This window comes from Anaeromyxobacter sp. (assembly GCA_016718565.1).
In the GTDB taxonomy this organism is placed as follows: Bacteria; Myxococcota; Myxococcia; order Myxococcales; family Anaeromyxobacteraceae; genus JADKCZ01.
On sequence record JADKCZ010000008.1, the window covers coordinates 242,436 to 269,098 of the forward strand.

The following is a 26,663-nucleotide window of genomic DNA, read 5'->3' on the forward strand; positions in this document are numbered from 1 at the left end:
TCCACCCGCTATCGGCGAAGTGGACCCTTCGATCCTGGACGCGAGGTCCTAGGGTCGCCCATCAGCGCGGCCGGGCCGCGAGGGGGAACCATGGGCGAGCGCACGATGAGGCTGGGGTTGGCCTGGGGGCTGGTGGCGGCGCTGGCGGGGTGCGGCGGGGGGGCTCCCGTCAACCCGCCGGTCACGGCGGCCGTCCCGGGCGTGGTCGGTCTCACCCAGGCGGCGGCCAGCGCCGCCATCGCCGCCGCCGGCCTCGCGGTGGGAGCGGTGACCATGACCAGCAGCGCCACCGTTCCGGCCGGCAGCGTCGCCAGCCAGGATCCGGCCGCGGGTGCCTTGGTCGCCACCGGCAGCGCGGTGGCCCTCGGCGTCTCGAGCGGCCCCGCCACGGTGACCACGCCCTCGCTCTCCGGCCTCACCCAGGCCCAGGCCGAGGCCGCGCTCGACGCCGCCGGCCTGCTGCTCGGCGCCATGACCACCGCCAGCTCCGCCACCGTACCGGCGGGCAGCGTCATCTCCCAGGTCCCCTCGGCCGGCGAGGCCGTGCTGGCCCTCTCCTCCGTCGACCTGGTGCTCTCCTCGGGCCCCGCGAGCCAGGCGTTGCCACCAGACCCGTCCGCCGTGGCGACCCCCATCTCACCCGCCCAGGCCACCAGCCTGGCGGCCTCCACCGCCTTCCTCCGGCAGGGCGAGCGCCCCATCCAGACCGGGGTGGGCGTGATCATGGATCCGCTCCGCGTGGCGGTCCTGCGAGGCGAGGTGAGGACGCGCGACGGGGCGCCGCTCCCGGGGGCCTTGGTGACCATCCTCGGGCACCCCGAGTACGGCGAGACGCTCTCCCGCGCCGACGGTCGCTACGACCTGGCCGTGAACGGTGGCGCCACGCTGGTGGTGAGCGTGGAGGCGGCGGGCTTCCTGCCGGCCCAGCGCCAGGTGGAGACGCCGTGGGACCGGTGGGTGATGGTGCCCGGGGTGGTCCTGGTCGCCCTCGACGGCGCCGTGACCGCGGTCGCCTCCGGGTCGGGCGTCCTCCAGGTGGCGCGGGGCACCGCCTCCACCGACGCGGAGGGGACCCGCCGCTCCACCGTCCTCTTCCCCGCCGGCACCACGGCCTCGCTGCTGATGGCCGACGGCACCACCGTGCCGGCGCCGGTGCTCCACGTGCGGTCCACCGAGTACACCGTGGGGACGAGCGGACCGGAGGCCATGCCCGGGACCCTCCCGCCCACCAGCGGCTACACCTACGCCATGGAGCTCTCCGCCGACGAGGCCCTGGCGGCGGGCGCGAGCCACGTGACCTTCTCCAGGCCGGTGGTCCACTACGTCGAGAACTTCCTCGGCTTCCCTGTCGGCACCGGCGTCCCGCTCGGCTGGTACGACCGGGCCGCGGGGCTCTGGCGTGCCGACGAGAGCGGCGTGGTCCTGCGGGTCCTGGGCGTCACCGGCGGCGCCGCCGACCTGGCGGTGGACGCTGGCGGTGGCCCGGCCAGCCCGGCGGCCCTGGGCGCGCTGGGCATCGACCTCGAGGAACGACAGGCCCTGGCCTCGCTCTACGTCGCCGGCCAGTCGCTCTGGCGCGTCCGCATGTCCCACTTCTCGCCGTGGGACGCCAACTGGTCCTTCGGTCCGCCTCCCGACGCGGTGGCCCCGACCCTCCCCGAGGAGCAGCCCCTCCGGGTGGCCGATGCCATGGAGGAGTGCGGCTCGGTGATCGGGTGCGAGAACCAGAGCCTCGGCGAGTCGGTGCCCCTGGCCGGCACCCCGTGGCGCCTCCACCACCAGAGCGACCGGACGCCGGGCGCGGTGGCGGGCCAGGACCTGGACATCATGCTCACCCCGCAGGACCTTCCCGCCAGCCTGCTCCGCGTCGAGCTGGTGGTGGAGGCCGCGGGCCGCCAGTGGGCCTACGCCTTCGCGCCGACCCCGTCGCGCTCCCATGCCTTCCACTTCGACGGGAAGGACGCCTACGGGCGAGACGTCTGGGGCACGGTGCCGGTCCTGGTCCGCATCGGCTACACCTACGCCGGCGTCTACGCCCAGACCAGCCGCTTCGGCTACAACGGCAACGGCATCGTCATCGACGGCAGCCGGAGCCGCCGCGAGGTGACGCTCTGGCAGCGCTACCGGGCCAGCCTGTCCCGGTGGAACGCGCTCGGGAACGGGCTGGGCGGCTGGTCGCTCTCGGTCCAGCACGTGTACGATCCGGGGAGCCAGCGGCTCCTCTACGGGGACGGGCGGACGCGCCAGGTGCCGACCGCCGCCGTCGAGAACGTACACCGCGATCCACCCGGCGCCGTCCTCCTGCAGCAAGGGACGGTGGCGCTCGGCCCCGACGGCTCGCGCTACCTCGACCTCAGGAGCCAGCAGGGCGTCCCCTCCGTGCTGCGGGTCCGCGACGACGGATCGCCGCTGTGGCTGGGGCCCGTCGAACTCGCCGGCGGTCCGGTGGTCGGGCCCGACGGCGCGCTGTTCCTCAAGGTCAAGACCAGCGCCAGCGGCCCCTGGTCCATCCGGCGCTACGTCGATCTGGGCGATGGCAGCGCCGGCCCTCCCTCCGGCACCTTCGTGGCCGGTCCCTTCAGCGCCCTCAGCTTCGAGTCCACGCCCCTGGCCGTCGGGCCGGACGGCGCCGTCTACTTCGCCGTGGACGCGCTGGTCAAGCGGGTCGGGCCGGACGGGGTGGTCTCCACCGTCGCCGGGGATGGCCTCGGCGGGCCGTCGGGCGGAGACGGGGGGCCGGCCACCGGGACCTCCCTGGGCCTGCCCAAGCACCTGGCCGTGACCGCCGACGGCAGCCTCTACATCGAGGACCGGGGCCAGGCCCGGGTGCGTCGGGTCTCGCCCGCCGGCCTCATCTCCACGGTGGCCGGCACCGGCACCCCGGGGAACACGGGCGACGGCGGCCCGGCCACCTCGGCGGCCATCGACCCACAGGGGATGGCCGTGTCGATCGATGGCGAGGTGGCCATCCTCAACAAGGGCTTCAGCCCCCTGCTCGGACAGTACGCCACGGTCCGGCTGGTCGGGACCGACGGCACGATCACCACCATCGCCGGAGGCGGTGACCGCTACGACGGGCCGGCCCTGGCCACCAACCTCGCCACCGGCGGCGCCTTCGGGAGCTACCTGGCCTTCGGCCCCGACGGCTGGCTCAACGTGGGCGGCTTCTACGGCTCCGAGCGGGTCATCCGTCGCATCCTGCCGTCCCTGCCGCGGGCGGGCCGGGGCCAGTTCGCCGTACCCGACGAGGACGGGCGGGAGGTCCACCTCTTCACCGCCGAGGGGCGGCACCTGCGGACGGTGGACGGGACCACCGGCGGCCTCGTCCGCGCCTTCGCCTATGACGACGCCGGACGGCTCGCCAGCGTGACCGACGGCGCCGGCACCACCACCGTGGAGCGAACCGGCAGCGCGCCGGCCGCCGTGACGGGCCCCTTCGGCCACCGCACGCTCCTCTCCGTCGACGCGGCCGGCTGGCTCTCCCGGATCGAGGATCCCGCCGGCGCCACCTGGGCGCCGACCGCCTCGGCCAGCGGGTTGCTGCAGGGCCTCACCGATCCCCTGGGCCGGACGCACACCTACGCCTACGACGCCCGCGGGCGGCTCCTCGAGGACCGCGGCCCCGCAGGCGCGGTGACCACCCTGGCGCGCGTCGAGACGGCCACCGGGCTCAGCGTCACCACCACCACCGCCCTCGGCCGCAGGCGCCGCTACGACGTGGCGTACCTGGCGGCCGGGGGCGTCCACCGCACCGTGGTGGAGGCCTCGGGCGCCACCCGCGCCTGGTCACTGGTCGCCGACGGGGTCGAGCGAGCGACCGCCGCCGACGGGACGGTCACCACCGTGACCTGGGAGCCCGATCCGCGCTGGGGCATGGCAGCGCCCTTCCCGAAGACCACCGAGATCAGGACGCCGGGGGGCACCACGCGGACCATCACCTCCACCCGGACCGCGGCGCTGTCGACGCCTGGGGATCCGCTCGGGCCCGCCGACCTGGTGGAGACGGTGACGGAGGCCGGTCGGACCTGGCGCGCCGCCTACGCGTGGGCGACACGCACCTGGACGCTCACCTCGCCGGGCGGGCGCGTCAGCAACCAGCGGCTCGATCCCGCTGGCCAGACGGCCTCGATCGCCGCGGCGGGCCACACGCCGCTCACCTTCAGCTTCGACTCGTCGGGGCGGGTGGTGGGGAGCGCCGAGGGCGCCCGCACGCGGTCCTTCGCATGGGGCGCCGACGGCCGCCTGGCCAGCCTGACCGACGCCGTCGGCAGGACCACGACCTTCGCGCGGGACGCGCTCGGTCGGGCCACCAGCGAGCTCCTGCCGGGGGGACGCACCCTCGGGCTGGCCTACGACGCGGTCGGCAACCTCGCCGCCGTGACGCCGCCCAGCCGGGGCGCCCATACCCTGGAGTGGTCGCCGGTGGACCTGCTGGCCGGCGTCACGCCGCCGCCGGTGGACGGGGCGGGCACCCGCACCACCACCTATGCCCATGACGCCGACCGGAACCGCACCGGCGCCGGCCTGCCGGACGGCGATGTCGTCGTCCAGGCCTGGGCGGATCCCGCCGGCGGCCTGATCGGCACGGACGGCCAGCTGGCCTCGACGGCCAGCGCCGCCGGCACCGCCCGCTTCGGCTGGGACGCTGCCGGGAGGCTCGCCTCGGCGACGGCCGACGGGGTCACCTTCTCCGTGGCTTACGATGGCGCGCTGGTCACCAGCCAGTCCTGGACCGGCGCCGTGGCCGGCGTGGTCACGGCCGCCTTCGACGCGCAGCACCGGCCGGTCTCCCTGACCGTGGCCGGCGTCCCCACCGCGCTGGCCTACGACGCCGACGGGCTGCTCACCGGCGCCGGGGCGCTCTCCGTCACCCGCGACGCCGCCAGCGGCCTGCCGGTCGCCACCGGGCTCGGCGCCGTGGCCACGGTCGAGGGCTGGAGCCCCCTCGGCGAGCCGGCCACCTCGGCGGCCTCGGCCGGCGCCACCGCCCTCTACGGCGTGTCCCTCACCCGGGACGCGCTCGGGCGGATCACGGGAGTGGCGGAGACGGTGCAGGGCGTCTCCCGGACCGTCGGCTACGGCTATGACACGGCCGGCCGGCTGGCCGCGGTCACCGTGGACGGATCCCTGGCCGCGGCCTACGGGTACGACCCGCAGGGGAACCGGACCTCGCTCGCCACCGGCGGGATCACCGTGGGCGCGACCTTCGACGCCCAGGACCGGCTCCTCACCGCGGGCTCGAACACCTACGGCTGGACGCCCACCGGCACCCTGGCCTCCCGCAGCGGCGCGGCCGGCGCCACCACCTTCCAGCACGACGCCCAGGGCCGGCTCAGGGGCGCGGTGCTGCCGGACGGCCGGCGGCTCGACTACCTGCTCGACGGCCTGGGACGGCGGGTCGGGAAGCGGGTGGACGGCCTGCTCGCCGAGGGGTTCCTCTTTGACGGCGAGCGGCCGGTGGCCTGGCTCGACGGCGCCGGAGGGGTCATCGCGGTCTTCGTCTACGGCCCGCGAGGCCACGCGCCGGAGTACCTGGTCTCCGGGGCGGCCACCTATCGCATCGTCGCCGACCACCTCGGCAGCCCGCGCCTGGTGGTGGACGCCGCCACCGGCGCGGTGGTGCAGCGGCTCGACTACGACGCCTTCGGCGAGGTCCTCCTCGACAGCAACCCCGGCTTCCAGCCGTTCGGCTTCGCCGGCGGCCTGCGCGACCTGGACACCGGCCTCACCCACTTCGGGGCCCGGGACTACGACCCCGCCACCGGCCGCTGGACCTCCAAGGACCCGCTCGGCTTCGCGGCCGGCGACGGCAACCTCTACGCCTACGCCGGGAACGATCCGGTGAACCGGATCGATCCCTCGGGCCTCGCCGAGGTCTGCGCCGCCCGCCGCCACGTCAGGCCCGGAGACACGCTCTTCATCAACGCCGCGGACACCACGTTGCTGGAGTGGGCCAGCGCCGGCTCGAGACCACTGAAGCGCTTCCAGCCGGGAACGACGGTCACCTTCCGCGGCATCGACCCGGCCGACAGCCGGTTCATCCAGGTGGAGCAGGGTGGCCAGGCGGGCTACATGCTCAGGCAGGACCTCTCGAACCAGCACTTCGGAACCGAGGTCCTGCCCGGCATCCCGGTCGTTGGACGGCCCCTGGACGCCCATGCCTACCCATCCTACGGCGCCGGGACCAAGGGGTGACCGAGCCGCGGCTGCGCCCAACCTCCGGGGGCCACTCCCGGAGGTGGTCCACCCGCTATCGGCGAAGTGGACCCTTCGCTTCCTGACGTGGCGCCCTAGGGTCTCCCCATCACCGCGGCCGGGCCGCGAGGGGGAAGCATGGGCGTGCAGACGAGGCGGCTGGGCTTGGCGGTGGTGCTGGCGGCGGCGCTGGCAGGGTGCGCGGGAACGGCTGGCACCGCGGATGGCACCGCGGCCATCGGCGCTGCGGGCGGCACGGTGACCGAGGCCGGCGGCGCGTCGGTGGTGGTGCCGGCCGGCGCCTTCGAGGCCGAGACCACGCTGCGGATCGCCAAGGACGCGACCGGCGCGCCGGCCCTCCCGGCGGGGCTGACCGCCGCTGGCGACACCTACGTCATCACTCCCCACGGCGGGTCGTTCGCGCAGCCGGTGGAGGTGCGGATCCCGGCGCCGGCGCTGTCGCTGCAGCCGAACGAGGAGCTCAAGCTCGCCAAGGCCCAGCCTGGCGGGGAGTGGGTCATCCTCGGGGACAGCGTGCTCGCCGAAGGTGTGCTGAGCGCCCAGGTGAGCAGCTTCTCGTTCTTCGTGGCGTTGCGGGGGAGCTACCCGCTGCCCGTGCTCCAGGCCCCCACCTTCTCGGTCACCACCAGCCTCACCTGCGTCCACCAGCCCTGCGAGGCCGTGGTCGGCAGCGTCATCGCCAACCTCTCGGTCGCCACCAACGGCGGTCAAGTGCCACGGGACTGCCAGAAGCCGGTGCTGGTGGTCGTCAGCCGTGGGCTCCGCGGTGGCGCTCCCTACAGCCTGCCCCGGGAGACGGTCAGCATCGATGGCGGCCTGGCCACGATCTTCGGTGACCCGGGCCCCGCGGGGATCTCGCAGGAGATCCGCATCTCGGTGGAGCTGGCGTGCCTCTCTGGCCCGGGCAGGCGCCTGGGTCCAGAGCAGGTCATCCGGTGGCGCCCGTTCCCGGCCTATCCAGCGCTCGCCGTGGCGGGCTCGCCGGCAGGCCTGGATGTCGTGGAGGGGCTGGAGGCACAGGTCCGTGCCGTGCTGCTGGGCGGCGCCGTGCAGCTCGACGCTCGCGGCGGGCGCCCCCTCCTTCCGACCCCGGCCAACCGAGCGATCATCGACTGGGAGCGCAGCGACGACGCCGGAACCTCCTGGCGGACCATCGCGCGCTCCTACCAGGACGAGGCGAACCCGACCCCCGACCCCACCCAGTCCACGCCCTGGGCGCTCTGGGGCGTGAGCCACGGCTTCATCGCCTCGGCCTCCGATCGGGGTGCGCTCCTCCGGGTCCGCGCCTGCTACACCCCACCGGACGTCCCGGCGCCGCCTTGTGTCACCGGCCCGATCACCCAGGTCAACGTGCTCCAGCAGAGCGCCCTCCCCGCCTTCACCTCGGTCCCCCGCTCGGTCCTGGTGACCGCCGGCCAGCCCGCCACCTTCACCGCCACCGCCGGCGGCGCCCCGGCCCCTGCGCTCCGGTGGCAGACCCGGGCCGCCAACGACGCCGGCGCCTGGTCCGACGCGACCGGCGGCACCGGCGCCACCACCGGCGCGTACACCACGGCCGCCCTCTCGCTCGCCGACAACGGCCGCCAGTACCGCGCCGTGGCCACCAACGCGGCCGGCAGCGTGGAGAGCCCGGCCGTCACCGCCTCGGTGAGCGACGCCGACGTGGCCCCCACCATCACCACCCAGCCCGCCGGCCTCTCGGTGACCACCGGCAGCGACGCCGCCTTCGCCGTGGTGGCCCGCGGCACCGAGGCGCTCGCCTACCAGTGGCGCAAGGACGGCACCCCCATCGCCGGCGCCACCGGCCCGGTGCTGCGGCTCTCCGCGGTCGGCGCCGACAGCGCGGGCGCCTACTCCGTGCTGGTGTCGAACCTCGCCGGCGCGGCGGCCAGCGACACAGCCGCGCTCACGGTCAGCCCGGGCACCCCGGCCCTGGCGGCGCCGGTCATCGTCACCCAGCCCACTTCGATCGCCGTCGGCGAGGGGAGCGACGCCACCTTCGCCGTCGGCGTGAGCGGCGGCGGGCTCCTCGCCTTCCAGTGGTCCAAGGACGGGGTGCCCATCGCCGGCGCCACCGCCGCGGCCCTCACCCTCCCCGGCGTGACGCCCGCCCACCAGGGCAACTACGGGGTGCTGGTCACCAACGCGGCCGGCAGCGCCACCAGCGGGAGCGCCTCCCTCGAGGTCAGCCCCGCGCCGGCCCCGCCCGACGTGACCCCGCCCACCATCACCACCCAGCCGGCCACGCTGGTGGTCCTGCCGGGCGGCGGGGCCACCCTGGCGGTGGCGGTGACCGGCGCCGGCCCGCTCTCCTACCAGTGGACCCACGGCGACTCCTTCGTGGTCGGGGGCACCGGCCCGGTGCTCCACCTGCCCAGCGTCGGCCCGGCCGATGCTGGCGACTACGCGGTCGTCGTCACCAACGTCTTCGGCACCGCCTTCTCGGACACGGCCCAGATCATCCTGGTCGGCGCGCCGGGCATCATCACGCAGCCGGCCGATGCCAGCGTCGTGGAGGGGAGCAGCGCCACCTTCACGGTCGCGGCCACCGGCGCCGGCCTCGGCTACCAGTGGCTGCGCAACGGCCTCGTGGTCCCCGGCGCCACCGGCCCCACCCACACAACCCCGGCCACCACCCTGGCCGAGAGCGGCGCGCTCTACGCCGTGCTGGTCTACAGCGGCGCCGGGCTGGTCCAGAGCCAGCCGGCGGTGCTGACCGTCACCGCGCCGCCGGTGGTCGCAGGTCCGCCGCGGGCCACCCTCGCCGCCGGGCCACAGCACACCTGCGCCATCCGGGCCGACGCCAGCCTGGCCTGCTGGGGCGAAGGCGGGCAGCTCGGCACCGGGGACTCCACCCGCTGGTCCACGCCCTTCACCGTCCCGCTGGCCGGGGCGGTCAGCGCGGTGGCGGCCGGCGGCGCGGGCGGCTGCGCCATCCATGGCCCCGGCGACCTGAGCTGCTGGGGTGGGGGCTCCTCCCTGGCGCCGGTCCTGGTGGCCGGCCACACCGGCGTGCTGGCGGTGAGCGTGGGGACCTCCCACCGCTGCTTCGCCACCGCCGGCGGCGCCGTCTACTGCTGGGGCAGCAACAGCCTCGGCGAGCTCGGCGACGGCACCACCACCGGGAGCACCGTGCCGGTGCGAGCCCTGGGCGCGGGGAATGCCCCGGTGAGCGGCGTGGTGGCCCTCTCGGCCGGCTTCCACAGCACCTGCGCCCTCAAGGCCGACGGCACGGTCCTCTGCTGGGGCGGCGCCATCGGCTCGTCCGCCTCGCCGATCGGGGGGCTGACGGGCGTCACGGCGCTCGCGCAGGGAGAGCTCCGCCCCTGCGCGCTCTCCAGCGACCAGCTGGTGCGCTGCTGGAGCGGCACCGGGACCCCGGCCGTGGTGGCCGGGCTCACCGGCGTCACCGCCCTCGCGAGCGGCCAGCAGCACAGCTGCGCCGCCCGGGAGGACGGCTCGGTCTGGTGCTGGGGGACCGGGCTCATGGGGAACGGAAACGTCTCTGAGACGCAGCCCACGCCGCAGCGGGTGGTCGGGCTGAGCGGCGTCGGCGCCGCGGCGGCCGGCTGGCAGCACACCTGCGCCCTGCGCGCCGCCGGCACCCTGACCTGCTGGGGCGCCAACACCGTGGGGCAGCTCGGCACCGGGGACACCGCCCCGAGGACCACGCCGACCGACCTGGCGGATGGCGCCATCTGGATGGGCCCGTGAACCAGCACCCGCCCGATTGACGCTCCGGGGGCCCGCCCCCTACATTCGCCCGCCATGGGCTACCTCGGCATCGACCTCGGCCGCGCCCGCATCGGGCTGGCCCTCGCCGACGCGGTGCTCCGCACCGCGCGCCCGCACTCGACCGTCCACCGCCGCAGCGACGCGGTGGACCTCGCGGCCATCGCCGAGGTGGCCCGCGAGTACGAGGTCACCACCGCGGTGCTCGGGCTGCCGCTCAACATGGACGGGAGCGAGGGAGACTCGGCCCGCTTCGCCCGCGGCTTCGGGGCCAAGCTCGGCGCAGCCCTCGGCGTCCCGGTGGAGCTCCAGGACGAGCGGCTCTCCACCTTCGAGGCCGAGGGGCGCCTGAGGGAGCGCGGCGTCAAGGCCAAGGACCAGCGCGCCCTCATCGACGCCGAGGCGGCAGCGGTCATCCTGCAGTCCTGGCTGGACGGGAGGACCCAGTGAAGCGGCTCCTGCGGGTGGGCGCCGTGCTCCTGCTCGCCGCGCTGGCCGCCGCCGCCGCCTTCGCCTGGGTGGCCTGGCGCGAGCTGGAGGCCTTCCGCACCACCCCGCACGGCGCCACCGAGGAGGTGGTGGTGGAGATCGCCCCGGGCAGCTCGCCGCGGGCGGTGGTGCGGGCCCTGGCGCGGGCCGGGGTGCTGGCCGACGACGAGCTGGCCTGGCGCTACGTGCGCTGGGTGAAGAAGGAGCCGCGCCCCTTCAAGGCCGGCGAGTACGCCTTCGCCGGCCTGCTCACGCCCGACCAGGCGCTGGAGCGGGTTTACCGCGGGGAGATCCGGCTCTACCGCTTCACCGTGCCGGAGGGGCTGCGCGCCGAGGAGATCGCCGAGGTGGTGGCGCGGAGCGGCCTGGCCACCGCCGAGGACTTCCTGCTGCTGGCGCGCGACCCGGCCGTGGCGCGCGCCGCCGGGGTGCCGTTCGACTCGCTGGAGGGCTACCTCTTCCCCGACACCTACGCCTTCGCCAAGGGGGTGACCGCCCGCCAGATCGTGGACGCCATGCTGCGGCGCTTCCGCGAGGCCTGGACGGCGGCCGAGGCGGGCCGCGGCCCCGGCGTCACGCTCGACGAGGCCCAGGCGGTCACGCTGGCCTCCATCGTCGAGAAGGAGACCGGCCAGGTGGCGGAGCGGCCCCGCATCGCCTGCGTCTTCCACAACCGGCTGGCGCGCGGCATGCGCCTGCAGACCGACCCCACCGTGATGTACGCCACCTTCCTGCGCACCGGCCGCTGGTCGAAGAACATCAGCCGCGCCGACCTGCTGGCGGCGCACCCGTACAACACGTACACCGCCGCCGGCCTGCCGCCCGGCCCCATCGCCAGCCCGGGCGCCGCCGCCCTGGCGGCCGCCCTGGCCCCGGCCACCTGCGCCGACCTCTTCTTCGTCTCGCGCAACGACGGCACCCACGTCTTCTGCCCGGACCTGGCCTGCCACGAGGCGGCGGTGCGGCAGTGGCAGGTGGAGTTCTTCCGGCGCAAGCGCCCCTGAGCGGGGCCGCGGTGGCCACTGCGGCGGCCACCCCACCGAGCGCGCGCCTTAGTGACTGTAGGACGCGCGCGCACATCGTGAATTTCGGTTCGCCCCGCGCGCATGGTACCTTCCGCGGCGATGGACCGCCCCGACGACGCCCCGCGCCGCCGCCGCGGCCCGCTCCTCCTCCTCGGCGCCTCGGCCCTGGTGGTCGGCGCCGGCCTCGCGACCTGGCTGGCTGTCCGCTCCGCCGCGCCCACCGCCCTGCCCGCGGCCCTGGCCCAGGCCGAGGCGCCCGCCGCCGCGCCGCCCGCCCCCCCTCCCCCGCCGCCGCCCGAGCGGTTCGAGTCGATGACGGCCCGGCTCGGCCGCGACCAGACGCTCGGCCAGGTGCTCCCCACGATGGGCCTCTCCTCGGCCGAGGCGCTCGCCGTGGTGGCCGCGCTCCAGCCGGTCTTCCCCTGCCGCAAGGCCCGCGTCGGCGACCAGCTGGTGGTGGAGCGGCGGGCCGGCGAGCAGGCGCTGCACCGCTTCAGCTTGCGCCAGGGGCGCGCCGACGAGTGGCTCGTCACCCGCGGGGCCGACGGCACGCTCACCGCCGCCAAGCGGCCGGTGGTCCTGGAGACCAGCGTGGCCCGGGTGGCCGTCACGGTGCAGGGCTCGCTCTACGAGTCGATCGACCGGTCCGACGAGGATCCGGTGCTGGCGGTGCTGGCCTCCGACGTGCTGGCCTGGGACGTCGACTTCTACCGCGACGTGCGCGGCGGCGACCGCATGACCGTGCTGGTGGAGAAGGTCTCCGCCGACGGCCAGCTGCTGCGCTACGGCGAGATCCTGGCCATCGAGTACCAGGGGCCGGCGGCCGGGCGGAAGCGGCTCTTCCGCTGGACCGCGCCCGACGGCCAGGCCAGCTACTTCGACGACGAGGGGCAGAGCGCCAAGCGCGGCTTCCTCAAGACCCCGCTCAAGTTCGCCCGCCTCACCTCCGGCTTCGGCAACCGCCGCCACCCGCTGCTCGGCTACCAGCGCGCCCACACCGGCGTGGACTACGGCGCGCCGGTCGGCACCCCGGTCTGGGCGGTGGGCGACGGGGTGGTGCGCCAGGCCGGGTGGAACGGCGGCTGCGGCAAGTCGGTGACGGTGCGCCACCGCAACGGCTACGAGACCCTCTACTGCCACCTCTCCAGCGTGGCGGTGGCGGCCGGCAGCGCGGTGTCGCAGAAGCAGGTGCTCGGCGCGGTGGGCAACACCGGCCTCTCCACCGGGCCGCACCTGCACTACGCGGTGCTGCGCGGCGGGTCGTACGTCAACCCGCTGCAGCTCAAGGTGCCGCGCGACGCCCCGGTGAAGGCCGCCTGGATGGAGGGCTTCCGCGCCGAGATCGCGCCGCTGAGGACGAGGCTGGACGGGGAGCCGGTGGCGAGTCGTTGACCCGAGCCGGCTCTGCCGGCGAGCCAACCGAGCCGGCTCTGCCGGCGAGTGCCTTTCCCGAGCCGGCTTGCCGGCGAGGCTTCACCCCGAGCCGGCTTGCCGGCGAGGCTTGACTGTCCCTAGCGTCCCCCAAAGCAAACCGGGCGCCCCCTGTGAAGGGAGCGCCCGTCTCGTTCTTCTCGGGTCGCCGGCTGCGCCGGCTCCGTGAAGCACTCGCCGGCAGAGCCGGCTCGGGTTTACTCGCCGGCTGCGCCGGCTCGGATCAACGCCTCCGCCGCCTGGCCTTCTCCGCCAGCAGCGGCTTCTCGCCCACCACCTTGCCGTTGAGCGCGTTCACCACGCCCTCGAGCACCTCGGGCTTGACCTCCAGGAACACGTGGCTGCGGCGCAGCTCGATCACCAGCAGCTCGGTGCCGGGGGCGTTGGCCTCCACCAGGGCGCGGACCTTGGCCTCGTCGGCCCCATCCACCTCGCCGTAGGAGACGAAGACCCGACCGCGGGACGGGCGGGCCTCCCCGCGGGGCTCGCGCCCGCCGCCGTCGCGCCCGGAGAACTCGCGCTCGGCGGCGACCTCCAGGCTGGGGGTGGTCTCGTCGCGGGTGCCCTCGTCCAGCGTGGCGTCCACCTCGATGGTCGGGATGGAGGCCGGGGTCTCCTCGCCGGCGTCGCGGCCCAGCTGGACCTCGCGCACCGGGCGCCGCTCGCGCGGCGGCCTGGGCGGCCGCGGCGGCGCCTCGCTCGGCGCGGGCGCCGGGCCGGAGGCGGTCACCTCGCCGGCCGGGGCCGGGGCGTCGGCCGCCGGGGCCTCGCGCGGCGGGCGCTCGGGGCGCTCGGCGCGCTCGGGCCGGGGGCCGCGGTCGGGGCGCTCGCCCCGCTCGCCGCGGTCGCGCCGCGGGCCACGCCCCTCGCGCGGCCGGTCGCCGCGCTCGGCGCGCTCGCTGGCGCGCTCGCGGTCCTTGACGAAGCCGGCCTCCTGCCGCTCCTTGCGCTCGTGCTCCTGCCGCTTGTGCTCCGCCTTCTGCACGTCCGTCATCTTCTCGATGCGGTGGTGCGTGAAGAAGTACTTGAGGGCGAAGGCGGTCAGGTAGTCACCGTCGGGGCGGACCTTGAGCTGCTGCGCCAGCGGGATGTAGGCCTCGAAGATGGAGGCGCTCATGGCCTCCTTCAGCTCGGCCACGTGGCGCTCGGTCCAGCGGTGCTTGGCCTCGTCCGGCGTGGGGAGCTTGCGCTCCTCGAAGACCACGTTGAACTTCTTCTGCAGGGCCGAGAGGGTCATGATCTCGGCGCCGGACACCAGGGAGAGGCTGGTGCCCTTCTTGCCGATGCGGCCGGTGCGCCCCACCCGGTGCATGAAGACCGAGGGGTCCTCCGGCAGCGAGTAGTTCACCACGTGGGACAGGTCGGAGATGTCGATGCCCCGCGCCGCGATGTCGGTGGCCACCATGAAGCGGACCTCGCCGCGCTTCACCTTGGCCATGACCCGCTCGCGCTCCTTCTGCGGCAGCTCGCCGTTGAGCAGCTCGGCGTCGTAGCCGTTGCGGTTGAGCACCGCCGTCACCAGGCCGGTGTCGCTCCGCGTGTTGCAGAAGACGATGGCCGACTCCGGCTCCTCCTGCTCGATCATGTAGAGCAGGTTGCGCGGCTTCGGGTAGGCGTCCACCGTGTGGTAGAGCACGTTGTGGATGTTGTCGACCTTGTACTCGTCGCCGGAGAGCAGGATGGTCTCGGGCGTGGTCAGGTACTGCTTGATGATCTGCTCGATGTCGGCCGGGACGGTGGCCGAGAAGAGCAGCTGCTGGCAGTCCTGGGGCAAGTGGTCGAGGATGCGCGTCACCTCCTCGAAGAAGCCCATGTTGAGCATCTCGTCCGCCTCGTCGAGGCAGGACACCAGGCACTCGTCGAGCACCAGGGTCTTGCGCCGCAGGTGGTCGTAGATGCGCCCGGGGGTGCCCACCACGATCTCGGCGCCCGCCTTGAGCTTGTCGAGCTGGTCGCCCATCGAGGCGCCGCCGTAGATGGTCACCACCGTGAGGTCGCGGTGCTTGGCCAGCTCGGCGAACTCCTCCGCCACCTGGATGGCCAGCTCGCGGGTGGGGCACATCACCAGCGCCGAGGGCTTGCGGCGCCCGTCGGGGATGCGCTCCAGCGTGGGGATGGCGAAGGCGGCCGTCTTGCCGGTGCCGGTCTTCGACCGGACGATGACGTCCTTGCCGTCGCGCACCGGGCGGAAGGTGCGGGCCTGCACCGGGGTGGGCGTGAGGTACCCCTTCTCCGCGATGGCCCTGCGGAGCGCCTCCGACAGGTTCATCTCGTCGAAGGTCATCTCTGCGACGTAGTCCGACGAAGCCAGGGCCGTGGGCCCGGGCAGCTGCTCGTTCTCCATGTCACCACTCGTTCCGTGAGTGGCGCATGGCGGCTTCGCCGTTCCGCGTGAGCCCCGGTCCGCCTGGGACCGGGGGCCACGCCGTGCCGCGAGGCACACCATGCGCCGGTGGTCCTCCCGCGGCTTGCACGGGAGGCGGCAGCCTTATATCACATCCCCAGGTGGCCAGAATTCCCCGGCCCGGCCTCACCCCCACCACCGATGCCGCACGACCCAGACGACGAGGCCCTGGCCGCCGAGGCACCGGCCGCTCCCGTGCCCGCCCCGGCGCGCGACGCCGGGCTGGCGCGCTACGACCCGCTGCGGGCCTACATGGCCGAGGTGGCGCGCCACCCGGTGCTCTCCCGCGAGGAGGAGCACGAGCTGGCCCTGCACTACCGCGACACCGGCGACGTGCAGGCCGCCTACCGCCTGGTGGCCTCCAACCTGCGCCTGGTGGTGAAGATCGCCCACGAGTACCGGCGCACCGCCTTCCAGCTCCTCGACCTCATCCAGGAGGGCAACCTCGGGCTGATGCAGGCGGTGAAGAAGTACGACCCGATGAAGGGGGTCAAGCTCTCCTCCTACGCCGCCTGGTGGATCCGCGCCTACATCATCCGCTTCGTCATGGAGAACTGGCGGCTGGTGAAGCTCGGCACCACCCAGGCGCAGCGCAAGCTCTTCTTCAACCTCTCCAAGGAGCGGGAGAAGCTGCTGGCGCGCGGCATCGACCCCACCCCGCAGCTGCTGGCGCGCAACCTGGACGTCGAGGTGAAGGAGATCGACGAGATGACCGCCCGCATGGCGGCCGACGACCTCTCGCTCGACGCCCCGGCCCGGGTGGGCGACGAGGAGGGCGGCCCCTCCCGGCTGGAGCGGGTGGCCGCCAGCCGGGCCACCCCGGCCGACGTGGCGCTGGGCGACCAGGAGCTCAAGCTCCTCTTCCGGGAGCAGCTGGCCGCCTTCGCCGCCACCCTCACCGACGAGAAGGAGCGCTACATCTTCGAGCACCGCCTCCTGCCGCCAGAGGGAGTCGAGCCGCTCACCCTCCAGGTGATCGGCGACCGCTACCGGCTGACCAGGGAGCGAGCCCGGCAGATCGAGGCCAAGCTGACGGGGCGGCTGCGCCAGCACCTCAAGGCGGCGATCCCGGACTTCGAGCTGCTCGGGCCGCCGGGCGATCCGGAGGACTGACCGCCGCCCCGCCCCGGCCGCGCCCCGCCCCGCCGGTGCGCCCGCGCTGGGCCGCCACGCCGGCCGCGCCCACCACCAGCAGCCAGGCCAGCAGGAGGAACGGCCGCGCCGCCAGCTCGCGGGCCTCGGGCGCGGCCGAGGCCGCCACCAGCGCCAGCAGGCCGGCGCCGGCCAGGGCCGCGCCCAGGAGCGACGCCAGGGCCCGAGCGGTGAGGTCGGCGACCAGCAGCGCCACCGCCCCGGTGGCCAGCCCGCCGGCCAGCAGGCCGAAGGCCGTGGACCCGGCGATGGGGACCGCGGCGCCGAGCACCGCGCCGGGCAGCGCCCCGGCGGCGAAGGTCACCAGCGGCGGGAAGGCCACGCCCAGCACCGCCAGCGCCGCGGCCCCTGCCGCCGCCAGCGCCGGGCGCGGCAGCCCAGGCCAGCGCGCCTCGAGGTACGGCGCGGCCGCCAGGGCCGCCAGCGCGCCCACCGCGGCGCCGCCCAGGAGGCCCATCGGCCGCCGCCAGCGCGCCCCCGCCACCAGCAGCACGATCCCGGCCGCCGCCAGGACGGCGCCGACCGCCACCGGGAGCCGCGCCGACAGGCCAGCCAGCCCGACCAGCCCGGCCAGGCCCTCCTCGCCGCGCGCGGCGGCGGCCACCAGGAAGGCCGTCTCGGCGGGATCGACGGCCACGCCCTACCCGGCCAGCAGCCAGCCCAGGATGGCGGCCATCCCTGCCACCCCGGCCAGCCCCACCGCCACCGCGCCGGGCTCCGGCTCCAGCCTGGCCAGCGCCTCGGCCGCCTCACGTCCCACCGCGTCACCGAGCCCCTCGGCGCCGAGCAGCCGGCGCGCCTCGGCCCGGGCGGCGCGGTGGTCCCCGGCGTCCAGCAGCGCCTCCAGGCGGCCCGCCGCGCTCCGCTCCTTGTGCGCCTTGCTCATCGCTCCAGGGTAGCACGCACCCAGGCGCCCCCTCCTGTCCAGGGTGCGACCATTTCAACCGTCAGGTCGCCTTGCCGACGGCGGTGGCCGCGCGCTAGGAAGGAGCCACCAACCGGGGGCGGGAGGTGCCGATGCGTCCGCTGGTACCCGTCGTCGCAGCAGCCTTCCTCGTGGCCCTGTCGGCCTGCCAGGAGACGCCGACGCCGGCCCCGGCCCCGCCGCGGCAGGTCAGCTACGACGGCGCCACCACCATCGCGCGCCGCTACCTGCCGCTCCTGGCGCCGATCCTGGAGCGCCGCGGGATCGTGCTGCAGATCCGGACCAGCGGCGGCGGGCGCGGGCTTGAGGCCATGTTCGCCGGCCAGGTCGAGGTGGCCGGCCTGGGGCGGGCCCTCACCGCCACCGAGCGCGAGCGCCGCCCGTACACCGCCATCTTCGGCCACGACGCCCTCGGGGTCTGGGTGAGCGAGGCCAACGGCGTGAAGGGGTTGACCCGCGCCCAGGTGAAGGCGCTCTTCACCGGAGCCGCCACCAACTGGAAGCAGGTGGGCGGCGCCGACCGCGCGGTGGTGACCTGCACCGAGCGGCACGACTCCAAGCGCAGCACCCTGGAGTCCTTCCAGGCGCTGGCCCTGGAGGGGGCGGCCTACGCCCCGTCGCGCCAGCTGGAGGACGCGGCCGACTGCCTGGCCCTGGTGGCCGCCGAGCCGGGCGGGGTGGCGGCGGCCTCGACGGCCTACGCCATCCCCGGCGTCCGGCCCCTGGCCATCGACGGCCTCTACCCGGACGGCGCCAGCGTCCGCGCCAGCACCTACCCGCTCACCCGCCCGCTGCTGCTGGTGGCCCGGCAGCCGCCGACCGGCGCCGTCAAGGAGCTCTTCGACCTGGCGCTCTCGGCCGAGGGGCAGGCGCTGGTGGAGCGGGCCGGCTTCGTGGCCGCCCGGTAGCCCGGGGGCCAAGTCCAGGGTGGCGGCCGACCCCGGTCCGCCGTATGAGGGAGGGCGCCCGGAATGATCCGGGGGCCGACCCCGTTCCCACCGCGATGTCCACGCACCTCACCCGACGGCGCTTCCTCGGCGCCCTCGCCGCCGGCGCCGCCGCGGCCGCCCTGCCCCTGCGCGGCCGGGCCGCCACCGCGGCCAGCCCGGTGGCCATCGGGCAGATCCGCCACGGGGGCCGCTGGGACCCGCGCCCCGGCTCGCTGCGCCGCCTCGGCTGGGAGCTGGCCCGCCGCACCTCCATCGAGACCACGCCGGATCCGGTGCCGGTCCGCCTCGACGCCCCCGGGCTGCACCGCCACCCCTGGCTCTCGCTCTCCGGCGACGGCGCCCTGCCGCCGTTCAGCGAGGCCGAGCGGGCGGCGCTGCGCCGCCACCTGCAGTACGGCGGGTTCCTGCTGGTGGACTCGGCCGACGGCTCCGACGGCGGCGGCTTCGACGCCTCGGTGCGGGCCGAGCTGGCCCGGGTCCTCCCCTCCGCGCCCCTCCGGCCGGTGCCGCAGCAGCACGTGCTCTACAAGGCCTTCTACCTGGTTGACCACCAGGGTGGCCGGCTGCTGGTGAAGCCCTGGCTGGAGGCGCAGGCGCTCGACGGCCGGCTGGCGGTGGTCTACTCGCAGAACGACCTGGGCGGCGCCTGGGCCCGCTCCGAGCTGGGCGACTGGGAGCACGCCTGCACCCCCGGCGGCGAGCCGCAGCGCGAGCAGGCCTTCCGGCTGGGGGTCAACCTGGCCATGTACGCGCTCTGCACCGACTACAAGGACGACGCCGTGCACCTCCCCTTCATCATGAAGCGGCGGACCTAGGGCGGCGCGGGGCACGGCCTGGACACCGCGGCGTACAACGACTGGCGCCTCGGCGCCCTCACGCCGCTGCCCGGCTGGGCCCTCGGGCTGGCCGCCCTGGCGGCGCTGGCCGCGGTCTGGCTGGCCTGGCGCAGCCTGCGCGGCGAGGCGCGGCCGGCGCGGCGGGCCACCCTGGTGGGCCTGCGCGGCGCCACGGCGCTGCTGGCCCTCTTCCTGCTGGCGGAGCCGGCGGTGCAGCTGCTGCAGACGGCCCGGGTGCGCCACCGCTTCGCCGTGCTGGTGGACACCTCGCGCTCCATGCGCTTCCCGCTGGAGGCCGGCGGGCCCAGCCGCGCCGAGGCGCTGGCCGCCTTCGTGGCCGAGCACCGCGCCGAGCTGGCCGGGCTGGCCGAGCGGGTGGACGTGGAGTGGTCGGCCTTCTCTGGCGAGAGCGCGCCGGTGGACGCCGCGGCGGTGGCCGGCGGCCTCGCCTCGCCAGGTGGCCGGACCGACCTCCTGGGCGCGCTGCAGGCGGCCGCCGCCGGGAGCGGCGCGTCGCGGAAGCTGGCCGGGGCGCTGGTGCTCTCCGACGGCGCCGACAACGCGGCGCTGGCCGCCGGCCTCACCCCGGCCGCCCGGGCCGAGCTGCGCTCCCTGGGGGCGCCGGTCAACACCGTGGCCTTCGGCCGCGCGGCGCCCCGGGACCTGGCCGTCGAGCGGGTGGCGGTGGACGACTTCGCCTTCGTGCGCAACACCGTGACCGTCGAGGTGACGCTGCGGGCCCACGGCCTGGGCGCCGAGGCCTTCACCCTGGCCCTGCGGCGCGAGGGGGCGGTGGTGGCGCAGGCGCAGGTCCGGCTGGAGGCGGGCCAGGAGAAGCTGGTGGTGCCGCTGGCCTTCGCGCCCGACGCGACGGGCACCTTCGTCTTCACCGTGGCGGCGCCGGTGCTGCCCGGCGAGGCGGTGGCGGAGAACAACCAGCGCTCCTTCGTGCTGCGGGTCATCCGCGATCGGGTGCGGGTGCTGCTGGTGGCCGGCCGGCCGAGCTGGGACGAGCGCTTCCTGCGCGGGCTGCTCAAGCAGGACCCCAACGTCGATCTCATCAGCTTCTACATCCTGCGCACCAACACCGACACGCCCGGGCCGCAGGAGCAGCTCTCGCTCATCCCCTTCCCGGTGCAGGAGATCTTCGGGCCCCAGCTCAAGACCTTCGACGCCGTCATCCTCTGCAACTTCGCCTACCTGCCCTACCGGTCGCTGGAGATCGAGCGCTTCCTGCCCAACCTGCGCGACTACGTGCGGGCCGGCGGCGGCCTGGCCATGCTGGGCGGCGAGCAGAGCTTCGGCGAGGGGCGCTACGGGGCCACGCCGCTGGCCGACGTGCTGCCGGTGGTGGCGCTCGACGGGGCCGGGCTGGTGGAGGAGCAGGTGGCGCCGCGGCTCACCGCCGAGGGGCGCCGCCACCCCATCACCGCGCTGGGGGCCGGCGAGGCCGCCAGCGCCGCCGCCTGGGAGCGGCTCCCGCCGCTCGAGTCGCTCAACCGGACCCGGGCGCTGCCGCCGGGCTCGGGGGCCACGGTGCTGCTGGAGGCGCCCGGCGTCCTGGAGGACGGCCGCCCCGCCCCGGTGGTGGCGGTCCGCGAGGTGGGCGCCGGGCGGACCCTGGCGGTGGCCAGCGACGGCGCCTGGCGGTGGGGCTTCGTGGCGGCCGAGCGGGGCGAGGGCGATCGGGCCTACCGCCGCTTCTGGAGCGGCGCGCTGCGCTGGCTGGTGCGCGACCCCGAGCTCACCCCGCTCAAGGTGGAGCCCGACCAGCCCAGCGTGGAGCCCGGCGCGCCGGTGGGCCTCTCGCTGGCGGTGCGCGGCGCCGACTACGCTCCGGCTCCGGGCCGCCCGGTGGCGGTGGAGCTGGTGGCCGAGGACGGCCGGGTGGTGGGCCGGGCCGGCGCCACCTCCGGCGCCGACGGCGCCGCCCGCGTCGAGCTGGTGCCGCCCGGGCCCGGCGCCTACAAGGTGGTGGCCAGGAGCGAGGGGACGGCCGGCGCCGCCGAGGTGGCCACCACGGCCGTGGCGGTGCGCGGGGCCGGGCCGGAGGACGCCGACGCCGTGCCCCGCCCCGACCTCCTGGGCGCCCTGGCCGAGGCCACCGGCGGCGCGGCCTCGGTGCTGCCCGGCGGCGACCTGCCGGCCCTGGCGCTGACCGACCCCGAGGTGGTGGAGATCGGGCGCCGCAAGGACCAGCCGATCTGGGACCGCTGGTGGTACCTGGCGGCGCTGACCGTCACGCTGGGCGCCGAGTGGGTGCTGCGGCGGCGCTGGGGCTACTGGTAGCATGCCGCCCGTGCCGCGACTCCGCGCCGTCGTCACCGACCTCGACAACACGCTCTACCCCTGGGTGGACTACATCGTCCCGTCGCTGGAGGCGATGGTGGACTCGCTGGTCTCCACCACCGCCCTGCCGCGGGTCCGCATCGTCCAGTCGCTCAAGGCGGTCTACTCCAAGTACCAGTCGAACGAGTACCCGTTCGCCATCCAGGAGTCCGAGCTGTTCGCCCCCTACGAGGCCGACTTCGACTCCTTCAGCGCGCTGGTGCTCGATCCGGCCCGCCGGGCCTTCAAGGCCGCCCGCGAGCGCTACCTGCGCCCGTACGGCGGGGTGCGCGAGACGCTGGACGCCATCCGGGCGCGCGGCCTCAAGCTGGTGGCCCTCACCGACGCCCCGCGCAACGCGGCCGAGCTGCGGCTCAAGTGGCTGCGGCTCGACGGCCACTTCGACGCCCTCTACACCCTGCCCGCCTACGCCCTGCCCGCCAACGTGGACCCGGAGATCCGGCGCCGCCAGGCCGCCGGCCACTACACCTCGCGCACCCGGGTGGTGGAGCTGCCGCTCGAGCTCGAGAAGCCCAACCCCGGCGGCCTGCGCCGCATCCTCGAGGACCTCGGCCTGGACGGCGACGAGGTGCTCTACGTGGGCGACAACGTGAAGAAGGACATGCCGGTGGCGGCGGCCTGCGGCGCCGTCGGGGTGTGGGCCGAGTACGGCACCTACGTCTCGGCGGAGTACCGCGAGCGGCTCGCCATCATCTCGGCCAAGACCGTGACCCGCCGCCACGTGGCCGAGGAGACCCCGGCCCGCTGGCCGCTGGCCATCTCCTCCTTCACGCAGGTGCTGGAGCTGCTCGACGGGGCGCGCTGGACGCCGGCGCCCCGCACCCGCACCCGTACCCCCACCCGCAAGACCGCGCGCACGCCCCGCGGCGCCAGGAGCAAGCCATGAGCGTGGTGGCGCGGTACCAGGACCTGGCGGGCCGGCGCGCCCTGGTCACCGGCGCCTCCTCGGGCATCGGCCTGGGCATCGCCGAGGCGCTGCTGGAGCAGGGCGCCACGGTGGCGGTCCACTACCGGTCGAGCCGCGGCGCCGCCGAGGCGCTGTGCGCCCGCTTCCCGGGCCGGGCCTTCCCGCTGCAGGCCGAGCTGGGGGAGGAGGAAGGCTGCGTGCGGCTGGTGGCCGAGGCGGCCGCGGCGCTGGGCGGCCTGGACCAGCTGGTGCACAACGCCGGCATGTGGAACGACGGCGCCATCGCCACCATCACGGCCGCCACCCTGGAGGAGCTGTTCCGGGTCAACACCTTCAGCGCCTTCTACCTGGTGCGGCAGGCCGTGCCGCACCTGGGCCGCACCGGGCGCGGCAACGTGATCTTCATCGGCTCAACCGCCGGGCAGCGCGGCGAGGCCGGCCACGGCCACTACGCCGCCAGCAAGGGCGCCCTGCAGTCGCTGGCCATGAGCCTGGCGGTCGAGCTGGGGCCCGCCACCCGCGTCAACGTGGTCTCGCCCGGCTGGGTGCGCACCCCCATGGCGGAGGCCGAGCTGCGTGAGGTGGGGCCGCGCATCTCCGGCGCCCTGCCCAACCGGCGGGTCGCCGAGGTGGACGACGTGGTGCAGGCCGTCCTCTTCCTGGCCAGCGAGGCCTCCGGCCACCTGGTGGGGGAGAACCTGGGCGTGTCCGGCGGCGCGCTGCTGGTGGTGCCGCGCGGGCAGATCGCCGCCTGGCCCTGAGCCCGGGCCTGGCCCTGGGCGGGGCGCGGTGACCAGGGGCGGGGCGCCCGACCCCGGGCCGTGGTGCGGCGCGGGGCGGCGCCGGGCCCTAGATCACGCCAGGCAGGCTTCACCCACCCGAGCGCTGGCTCCGGTGGTCGCCCGGCCCTCGAGCAACCTCCCGCCTGCGCCGCTCCACCTTCCACCCAGGACCACCCGTGCGCTTTCGCCTCCACGTCTTCGTCTGCGAGAACCGCCGCCCCGACGCCGACCAGCGCGGCTCCTGCCTGGCCCGCGGCGGCGACGCCGTCCGCCAGGCGTTCAAGGAGGAGCTGGCCCGGCGCGGGTTGAAGGGCGAGGTGCGCGCCAACGGCGCCGGCTGCCTCGACGCCTGCGCCTACGGGCCAGCGGTGGTGGTCTACCCGGAGGGCGTCTGGTACGGCCACGTCACCGCCGCCGACGTGCCCGAGATCGTGGAGCGCCACCTGGTGGGCGGCCAGCCGGTGGAGCGGCTGCGGCTGAGGGAGCTGGAGGGTCGGAGCTCCGCGCCGCCGACCTGAGCGGCGCGGGCCGGATCGGCAGCGCGGACCGAGTCGGCGGCCCCGGCAGGCGCGAGGCGGCTCAGTTGAGCATGGCCGGGCGCGAGCGCAGGGTGGCCAGCAGCTCGCGCAGCTCCGCGGCGTCGGCCGCGGTGGGCTGCCGCTCCAGGTAGAGCGCCAGGTCGCGCGCCGCCGCCGGCTTCAGCCCCAGCCTGGCCGACACCAGGCCGCGGTCGCGGATCTCGTCGAGGTCGCCGGGCGTGAGGAGCAGCAGCCGGTCGATGACCCAGAAGGCCCGCACGTCGTCGGCCTGCTCCACGTAGATGCGCTTCAGGTTGTGCAGCAGGCGGGCCAGCACCTGGCGCGGCGTGACGCCCTCCAGGAAGCGCGGGTCGAAGTCGCGCCCCTGCGCCAGCGACTTGAAGCGGGCCACGCACTCCTCGGCGGTGAGCAGCTCGCCGCCGTTGTACGGGTCGATGAAGACGTCCGGCATGTTCTCCGGGCGCAGCTTCACCAGGAAGTGGCCCGGGAAGCCCACGCCCTGCAGGTCGAGCCCGACGCGGCGGGCCACCTCCATGAAGATCAGCGACAGGCTGATGGGGATGCCCAGGCGCCGGTCCAGCACCTCGTTCAGGTAGGAGTTGCGCGGGTCGTAGTAGGCCTTCTCGTTGCCGCGCAGGCCGCCCTCGCCGAAGAGCACCTCGCGCAGCGCCTTCAAGGTGTTGGCCGACCGGTAGGGCGCCGGCACCTGGCGGTGCACCTCGGCCGCCAGCTCGTCGAGCCGCGCCAGGTAGGCCCGCTCGTCCAGCCCGGCGTACTCCTCGGCGGCGATGGCCAGCGCGGCCTCGTCGAGCGGGAGGTCGGGGCGGGCGATGAGCGCCTGGAAGCGCGTGCGGGCGGGGCTGTCGAGCTGCATGGAGCTGGTCTCACCGGGGAGTATACCGAGGCCTGGCGCCAGAATCCCCCGGCCCTGGCGCTGCGCAACTTCCCGGCGCGGGGCGCCCCGCCTCGCCAGGCCGCGGCGACACGCCGCCGCACCGTGCAATGGCCGCCGATCCCGCTTGACGCCGGGGCCCCCGAGTCTCTAGATTCCCCGCCCTGCCATTCCCCAGTAGCTCAGTTGGCAGAGCAGATGACTGTTAATCATCGGGTCGCATGTTCGAGTCATGCCTGGGGAGCCATTCCGGACAGCCCGGCGAAACACCGTCAAGCGGTGGGTCGCCGGGCTGTTCTCTTGCCAGACCCTGGTGCTCCCGCCAGAGCGAGGGGACGTGCCGGAGGCGCAGGCTGGCGGTGCCGCGCTTCCCGCCTGGGGCGTCCTCGCGCCTCGACGAAGCCGATGAGGGCCTGAAGGAGCTCGCAGACTTGCTCCTGTCTCCCGTTCCGCTCCGCACGCTCCAGCACACCGCGGGTGTCACGGAGCCAGTCCTGACCTCCTGCGAGGTTCTTGCCCCGCAGCTGCTCCCGGACGGGCGACAGGGAGAGATCCCGGAACCGGGGAGCACCCGGGAGCTCCTGAGGCTCCAGCCAGGTGACCGGAGCACGCAGTCACGGGCCGTGCCCCCGGCGAGGCCGAAGGCCTGCTCGAGGGGCCGCCAGGGAGACTCCGACCAGGCCGGGAGCCAGTCGAGCAGGCTGCTCGAGAAGCCCACCCCGCCCGTCACCTCGGGACGCTGCGCGAGATTCCAACACGTCCCCGACCCTGGAACCACTCCTGGTCACTGCCAGCCCAACGCCGGCGCTGGAGAACGCGATGTTCGACGACATGGTCTTTACGGGAGCGCATCCGTTCCTGGCACTCGCTCCAGGTGAGGCCGCCGTCCGTGGTCCGAACGAGCCCGCACGTCCCGACGACGGTTCCTCCATACTTGGCCGGCCAGAACGCGGCGACGCCCGTCGTGGCGTCGGCGAAGCTCGGCCTCCCGAGCGAATCTGAAAGCGGCGTCGGCCCGCCGTTTGCGGCGATCTTCGTCCACGTGATGCCTTGATCGGTGCTGCGGAGGAAGCCGCCGGCAGACCCGATCATGAACGTCTTCCCGCCGACGAAGCCCACCCCCCCGATGACCTCTCGGAGCGTGACGTACTTCGTGTCCTGCGCGACTCTGGCAGACAGCCACGAGTCGCCACTGTCGAACGAGTGCCACAGGGCGTTGGACGCGTTCGACCCAACGGACCACGCCGTGGCCGTCGGTATCGAAGTTGTTCATGATGAACCCCGCGCCACCACCCGCGTTGCCTTCCCGCCACGTCCGCCCCCGTCGGCGCTGCAGCGTCGCGCCATAAAGTCGTTAGCCAGGATGGTATCCGGTGCCACGTACCGCATCGAATAGCAACCGATGGTGTCGACTCCGGTGACCACCCAGGTGGCGCCTGCGTCCGCCGTGGTCAGGAGGAAACCCACCACCGCTGGCCACTCCATGGAGCGCGTCACCAAAGGCGACCCCAGAGAGTGACGTGACCCCGCTCGAGTAAGACCGGGGACCACGAGCAGGCCGGCGTCCGTCGAGCGAATGGTAGGAGTACCGGTTGCGACCGCCACGGTCTCGCAGAAACGCGACCTCGAACAGCACCGCTGCCCCGGCCGTCGTGGGGATCCCACCGGCGCCCACGTGAGGCCAGCGCCGTCGAGGTTGCGAACGGTGGGGAACCGCAGGCCCCAGCTCGAAGGGGAAGACCCCGACAGCGTCGAGAACGGCACGTCGACGAAGTAGGCGTGGAAGTTCGAGCGCGCGGTATAGGCGTCACGACCTGCCGGGACCGGTGGCCATCCACGCCAGGGCGAACTCCAGCCGTCCGGCCTGCGCTGGCATGCTGGCGATCAGCCCGCCCCGGTGGGCGTGTCCTGGCTCGTCGATAGATGCGGACCCGCTGAGGTTGTAGCCCCACGCCAGGAAACGCCACGTTCGCAGGGTCGAGCGCGACCGGTGAAGTTCAACGTGTCCCCGGCCCTGAAGGTTGGCCCGATCGA

17 protein-coding genes and 1 tRNA gene are annotated in these 26,663 nt (G+C 75.1%); 13 read left to right on the plus strand and 5 right to left on the minus strand.

Annotated features, from left to right (window positions below; translation table 11 throughout):
* The first annotated feature begins 90 nt into the window (after positions 1–90).
* From IPO09_16520 to IPO09_16540, 5 genes are all read left to right on the plus strand, one after another.
* On the plus strand, positions 91–6,195 hold the full coding sequence (locus IPO09_16520) for a PASTA domain-containing protein (protein MBK9518918.1): 6,105 nt from the start codon (positions 91–93) through the stop codon (positions 6,193–6,195).
* A gap of 138 nt (positions 6,196–6,333) precedes the next feature.
* Positions 6,334–9,930 (plus strand): hypothetical protein, encoded by a 3,597-nt coding sequence (locus IPO09_16525; protein MBK9518919.1) that lies wholly within the window; start codon positions 6,334–6,336, stop codon positions 9,928–9,930.
* A 54-nt stretch (positions 9,931–9,984) separates the two neighbouring features.
* A complete protein-coding gene (gene ruvX / locus IPO09_16530; GenBank protein MBK9518920.1) occupies positions 9,985–10,398 on the plus strand; it encodes a Holliday junction resolvase RuvX in 414 nt (137 codons plus the stop codon).
* 8 nt (positions 10,399–10,406) lie between these two features.
* Positions 10,407–11,441: an endolytic transglycosylase MltG gene (gene mltG, locus IPO09_16535; protein ID MBK9518921.1), complete on the plus strand. Its 1,035-nt coding sequence runs from the start codon at positions 10,407–10,409 to the stop codon at positions 11,439–11,441.
* Positions 11,442–11,561: 120 nt separating this feature from the next.
* Positions 11,562–12,854: a M23 family metallopeptidase gene (locus tag IPO09_16540; protein ID MBK9518922.1), complete on the plus strand. Its 1,293-nt coding sequence runs from the start codon at positions 11,562–11,564 to the stop codon at positions 12,852–12,854.
* A 262-nt stretch (positions 12,855–13,116) separates the two neighbouring features.
* Here the strand turns inward: IPO09_16540 and IPO09_16545 are convergent, their stop codons facing one another.
* The gene (locus IPO09_16545; GenBank protein ID MBK9518923.1) at positions 13,117–15,237 is read right to left on the minus strand and encodes a DEAD/DEAH box helicase; all 2,121 of its coding nucleotides are present in this window, start codon (positions 15,235–15,237) and stop codon (positions 13,117–13,119) included.
* A gap of 201 nt (positions 15,238–15,438) precedes the next feature.
* Between IPO09_16545 and IPO09_16550 the strand changes: the two genes are divergently transcribed.
* Entirely contained in the window at positions 15,439–16,410 is a 972-nt protein-coding gene (locus IPO09_16550) for an RNA polymerase factor sigma-32 (protein MBK9518924.1), read from the plus strand.
* Here IPO09_16550 and IPO09_16555 read toward each other — a convergent pair.
* Both IPO09_16555 and IPO09_16560 read right to left on the minus strand, forming a co-directional pair.
* Entirely contained in the window at positions 16,352–17,086 is a 735-nt protein-coding gene (locus IPO09_16555) for a hypothetical protein (GenBank protein ID MBK9518925.1), read from the minus strand. The two genes, IPO09_16550 and IPO09_16555, sit on opposite strands and share 59 nt — an antisense overlap.
* 3 nt (positions 17,087–17,089) lie before the next feature.
* Positions 17,090–17,335, minus strand: coding sequence for a hypothetical protein (locus IPO09_16560; GenBank protein MBK9518926.1), 246 nt, complete (start codon positions 17,333–17,335; stop codon positions 17,090–17,092).
* Between the two features lie 170 nt (positions 17,336–17,505).
* On the opposite strand from IPO09_16560, the gene IPO09_16565 reads away from it, so the two are divergent.
* From IPO09_16565 to IPO09_16590, 6 genes are all read left to right on the plus strand, one after another.
* Positions 17,506–18,282: a substrate-binding domain-containing protein gene (locus IPO09_16565; GenBank protein ID MBK9518927.1), complete on the plus strand. Its 777-nt coding sequence runs from the start codon at positions 17,506–17,508 to the stop codon at positions 18,280–18,282.
* A gap of 95 nt (positions 18,283–18,377) precedes the next feature.
* Complete coding sequence (locus IPO09_16570; protein MBK9518928.1) at positions 18,378–19,139, plus strand: DUF4159 domain-containing protein; 762 nt, start codon at positions 18,378–18,380, stop codon at positions 19,137–19,139.
* A gap of 18 nt (positions 19,140–19,157) precedes the next feature.
* Entirely contained in the window at positions 19,158–21,449 is a 2,292-nt protein-coding gene (locus IPO09_16575) for a hypothetical protein (GenBank protein ID MBK9518929.1), read from the plus strand.
* A gap of 10 nt (positions 21,450–21,459) precedes the next feature.
* Positions 21,460–22,395, plus strand: a complete 936-nt coding sequence (locus IPO09_16580) for an HAD family hydrolase (protein ID MBK9518930.1) — start codon at positions 21,460–21,462, stop codon at positions 22,393–22,395.
* Complete coding sequence (locus tag IPO09_16585) at positions 22,392–23,177, plus strand: SDR family oxidoreductase (GenBank protein ID MBK9518931.1); 786 nt, start codon at positions 22,392–22,394, stop codon at positions 23,175–23,177. Before IPO09_16580 ends, IPO09_16585 begins: the two co-directional genes overlap by 4 nt.
* A gap of 197 nt (positions 23,178–23,374) precedes the next feature.
* Entirely contained in the window at positions 23,375–23,716 is a 342-nt protein-coding gene (locus IPO09_16590) for a (2Fe-2S) ferredoxin domain-containing protein (GenBank protein ID MBK9518932.1), read from the plus strand.
* A gap of 61 nt (positions 23,717–23,777) precedes the next feature.
* Here the strand turns inward: IPO09_16590 and IPO09_16595 are convergent, their stop codons facing one another.
* Positions 23,778–24,611 (minus strand): transglutaminase family protein, encoded by an 834-nt coding sequence (locus IPO09_16595; GenBank protein ID MBK9518933.1) that lies wholly within the window; start codon positions 24,609–24,611, stop codon positions 23,778–23,780.
* A 189-nt stretch (positions 24,612–24,800) separates the two neighbouring features.
* On the opposite strand from IPO09_16595, the gene IPO09_16600 reads away from it, so the two are divergent.
* Positions 24,801–24,876, plus strand: a tRNA-Asn gene (locus IPO09_16600).
* Positions 24,877–25,355: 479 nt separating this feature from the next.
* On the opposite strand, the gene IPO09_16605 is transcribed toward IPO09_16600, so the two are convergent.
* Positions 25,356–25,748, minus strand: coding sequence for a hypothetical protein (locus IPO09_16605; protein ID MBK9518934.1), 393 nt, complete (start codon positions 25,746–25,748; stop codon positions 25,356–25,358).
* Positions 25,749–26,663 lie beyond the last annotated feature (915 nt).

Excerpts from the sequence above, each read along its gene's own strand:
- IPO09_16545 (MBK9518923.1), bottom strand. The coding sequence starts at position 15,237 with ATGGAGAACGAGCAGCTGCCCGGGCCCACGGCCCTGGCTTCGTCGGAC.
- IPO09_16560 (MBK9518926.1), bottom strand. The coding sequence starts at position 17,335 with ATGAGCAAGGCGCACAAGGAGCGGAGCGCGGCGGGCCGCCTGGAGGCG.
- IPO09_16550 (MBK9518924.1), top strand. The coding sequence starts at position 15,439 with ATGCCGCACGACCCAGACGACGAGGCCCTGGCCGCCGAGGCACCGGCC.
- IPO09_16540 (MBK9518922.1), top strand. The coding sequence starts at position 11,562 with ATGGACCGCCCCGACGACGCCCCGCGCCGCCGCCGCGGCCCGCTCCTC.
- IPO09_16570 (MBK9518928.1), top strand. The coding sequence starts at position 18,378 with ATGTCCACGCACCTCACCCGACGGCGCTTCCTCGGCGCCCTCGCCGCC.
- ruvX (MBK9518920.1), top strand. The coding sequence starts at position 9,985 with ATGGGCTACCTCGGCATCGACCTCGGCCGCGCCCGCATCGGGCTGGCC.
- IPO09_16585 (MBK9518931.1), top strand. The coding sequence starts at position 22,392 with ATGAGCGTGGTGGCGCGGTACCAGGACCTGGCGGGCCGGCGCGCCCTG.
- IPO09_16525 (MBK9518919.1), top strand. The coding sequence starts at position 6,334 with ATGGGCGTGCAGACGAGGCGGCTGGGCTTGGCGGTGGTGCTGGCGGCG.
- IPO09_16595 (MBK9518933.1), bottom strand. The coding sequence starts at position 24,611 with ATGCAGCTCGACAGCCCCGCCCGCACGCGCTTCCAGGCGCTCATCGCC.
- IPO09_16520 (MBK9518918.1), top strand. The coding sequence starts at position 91 with ATGGGCGAGCGCACGATGAGGCTGGGGTTGGCCTGGGGGCTGGTGGCG.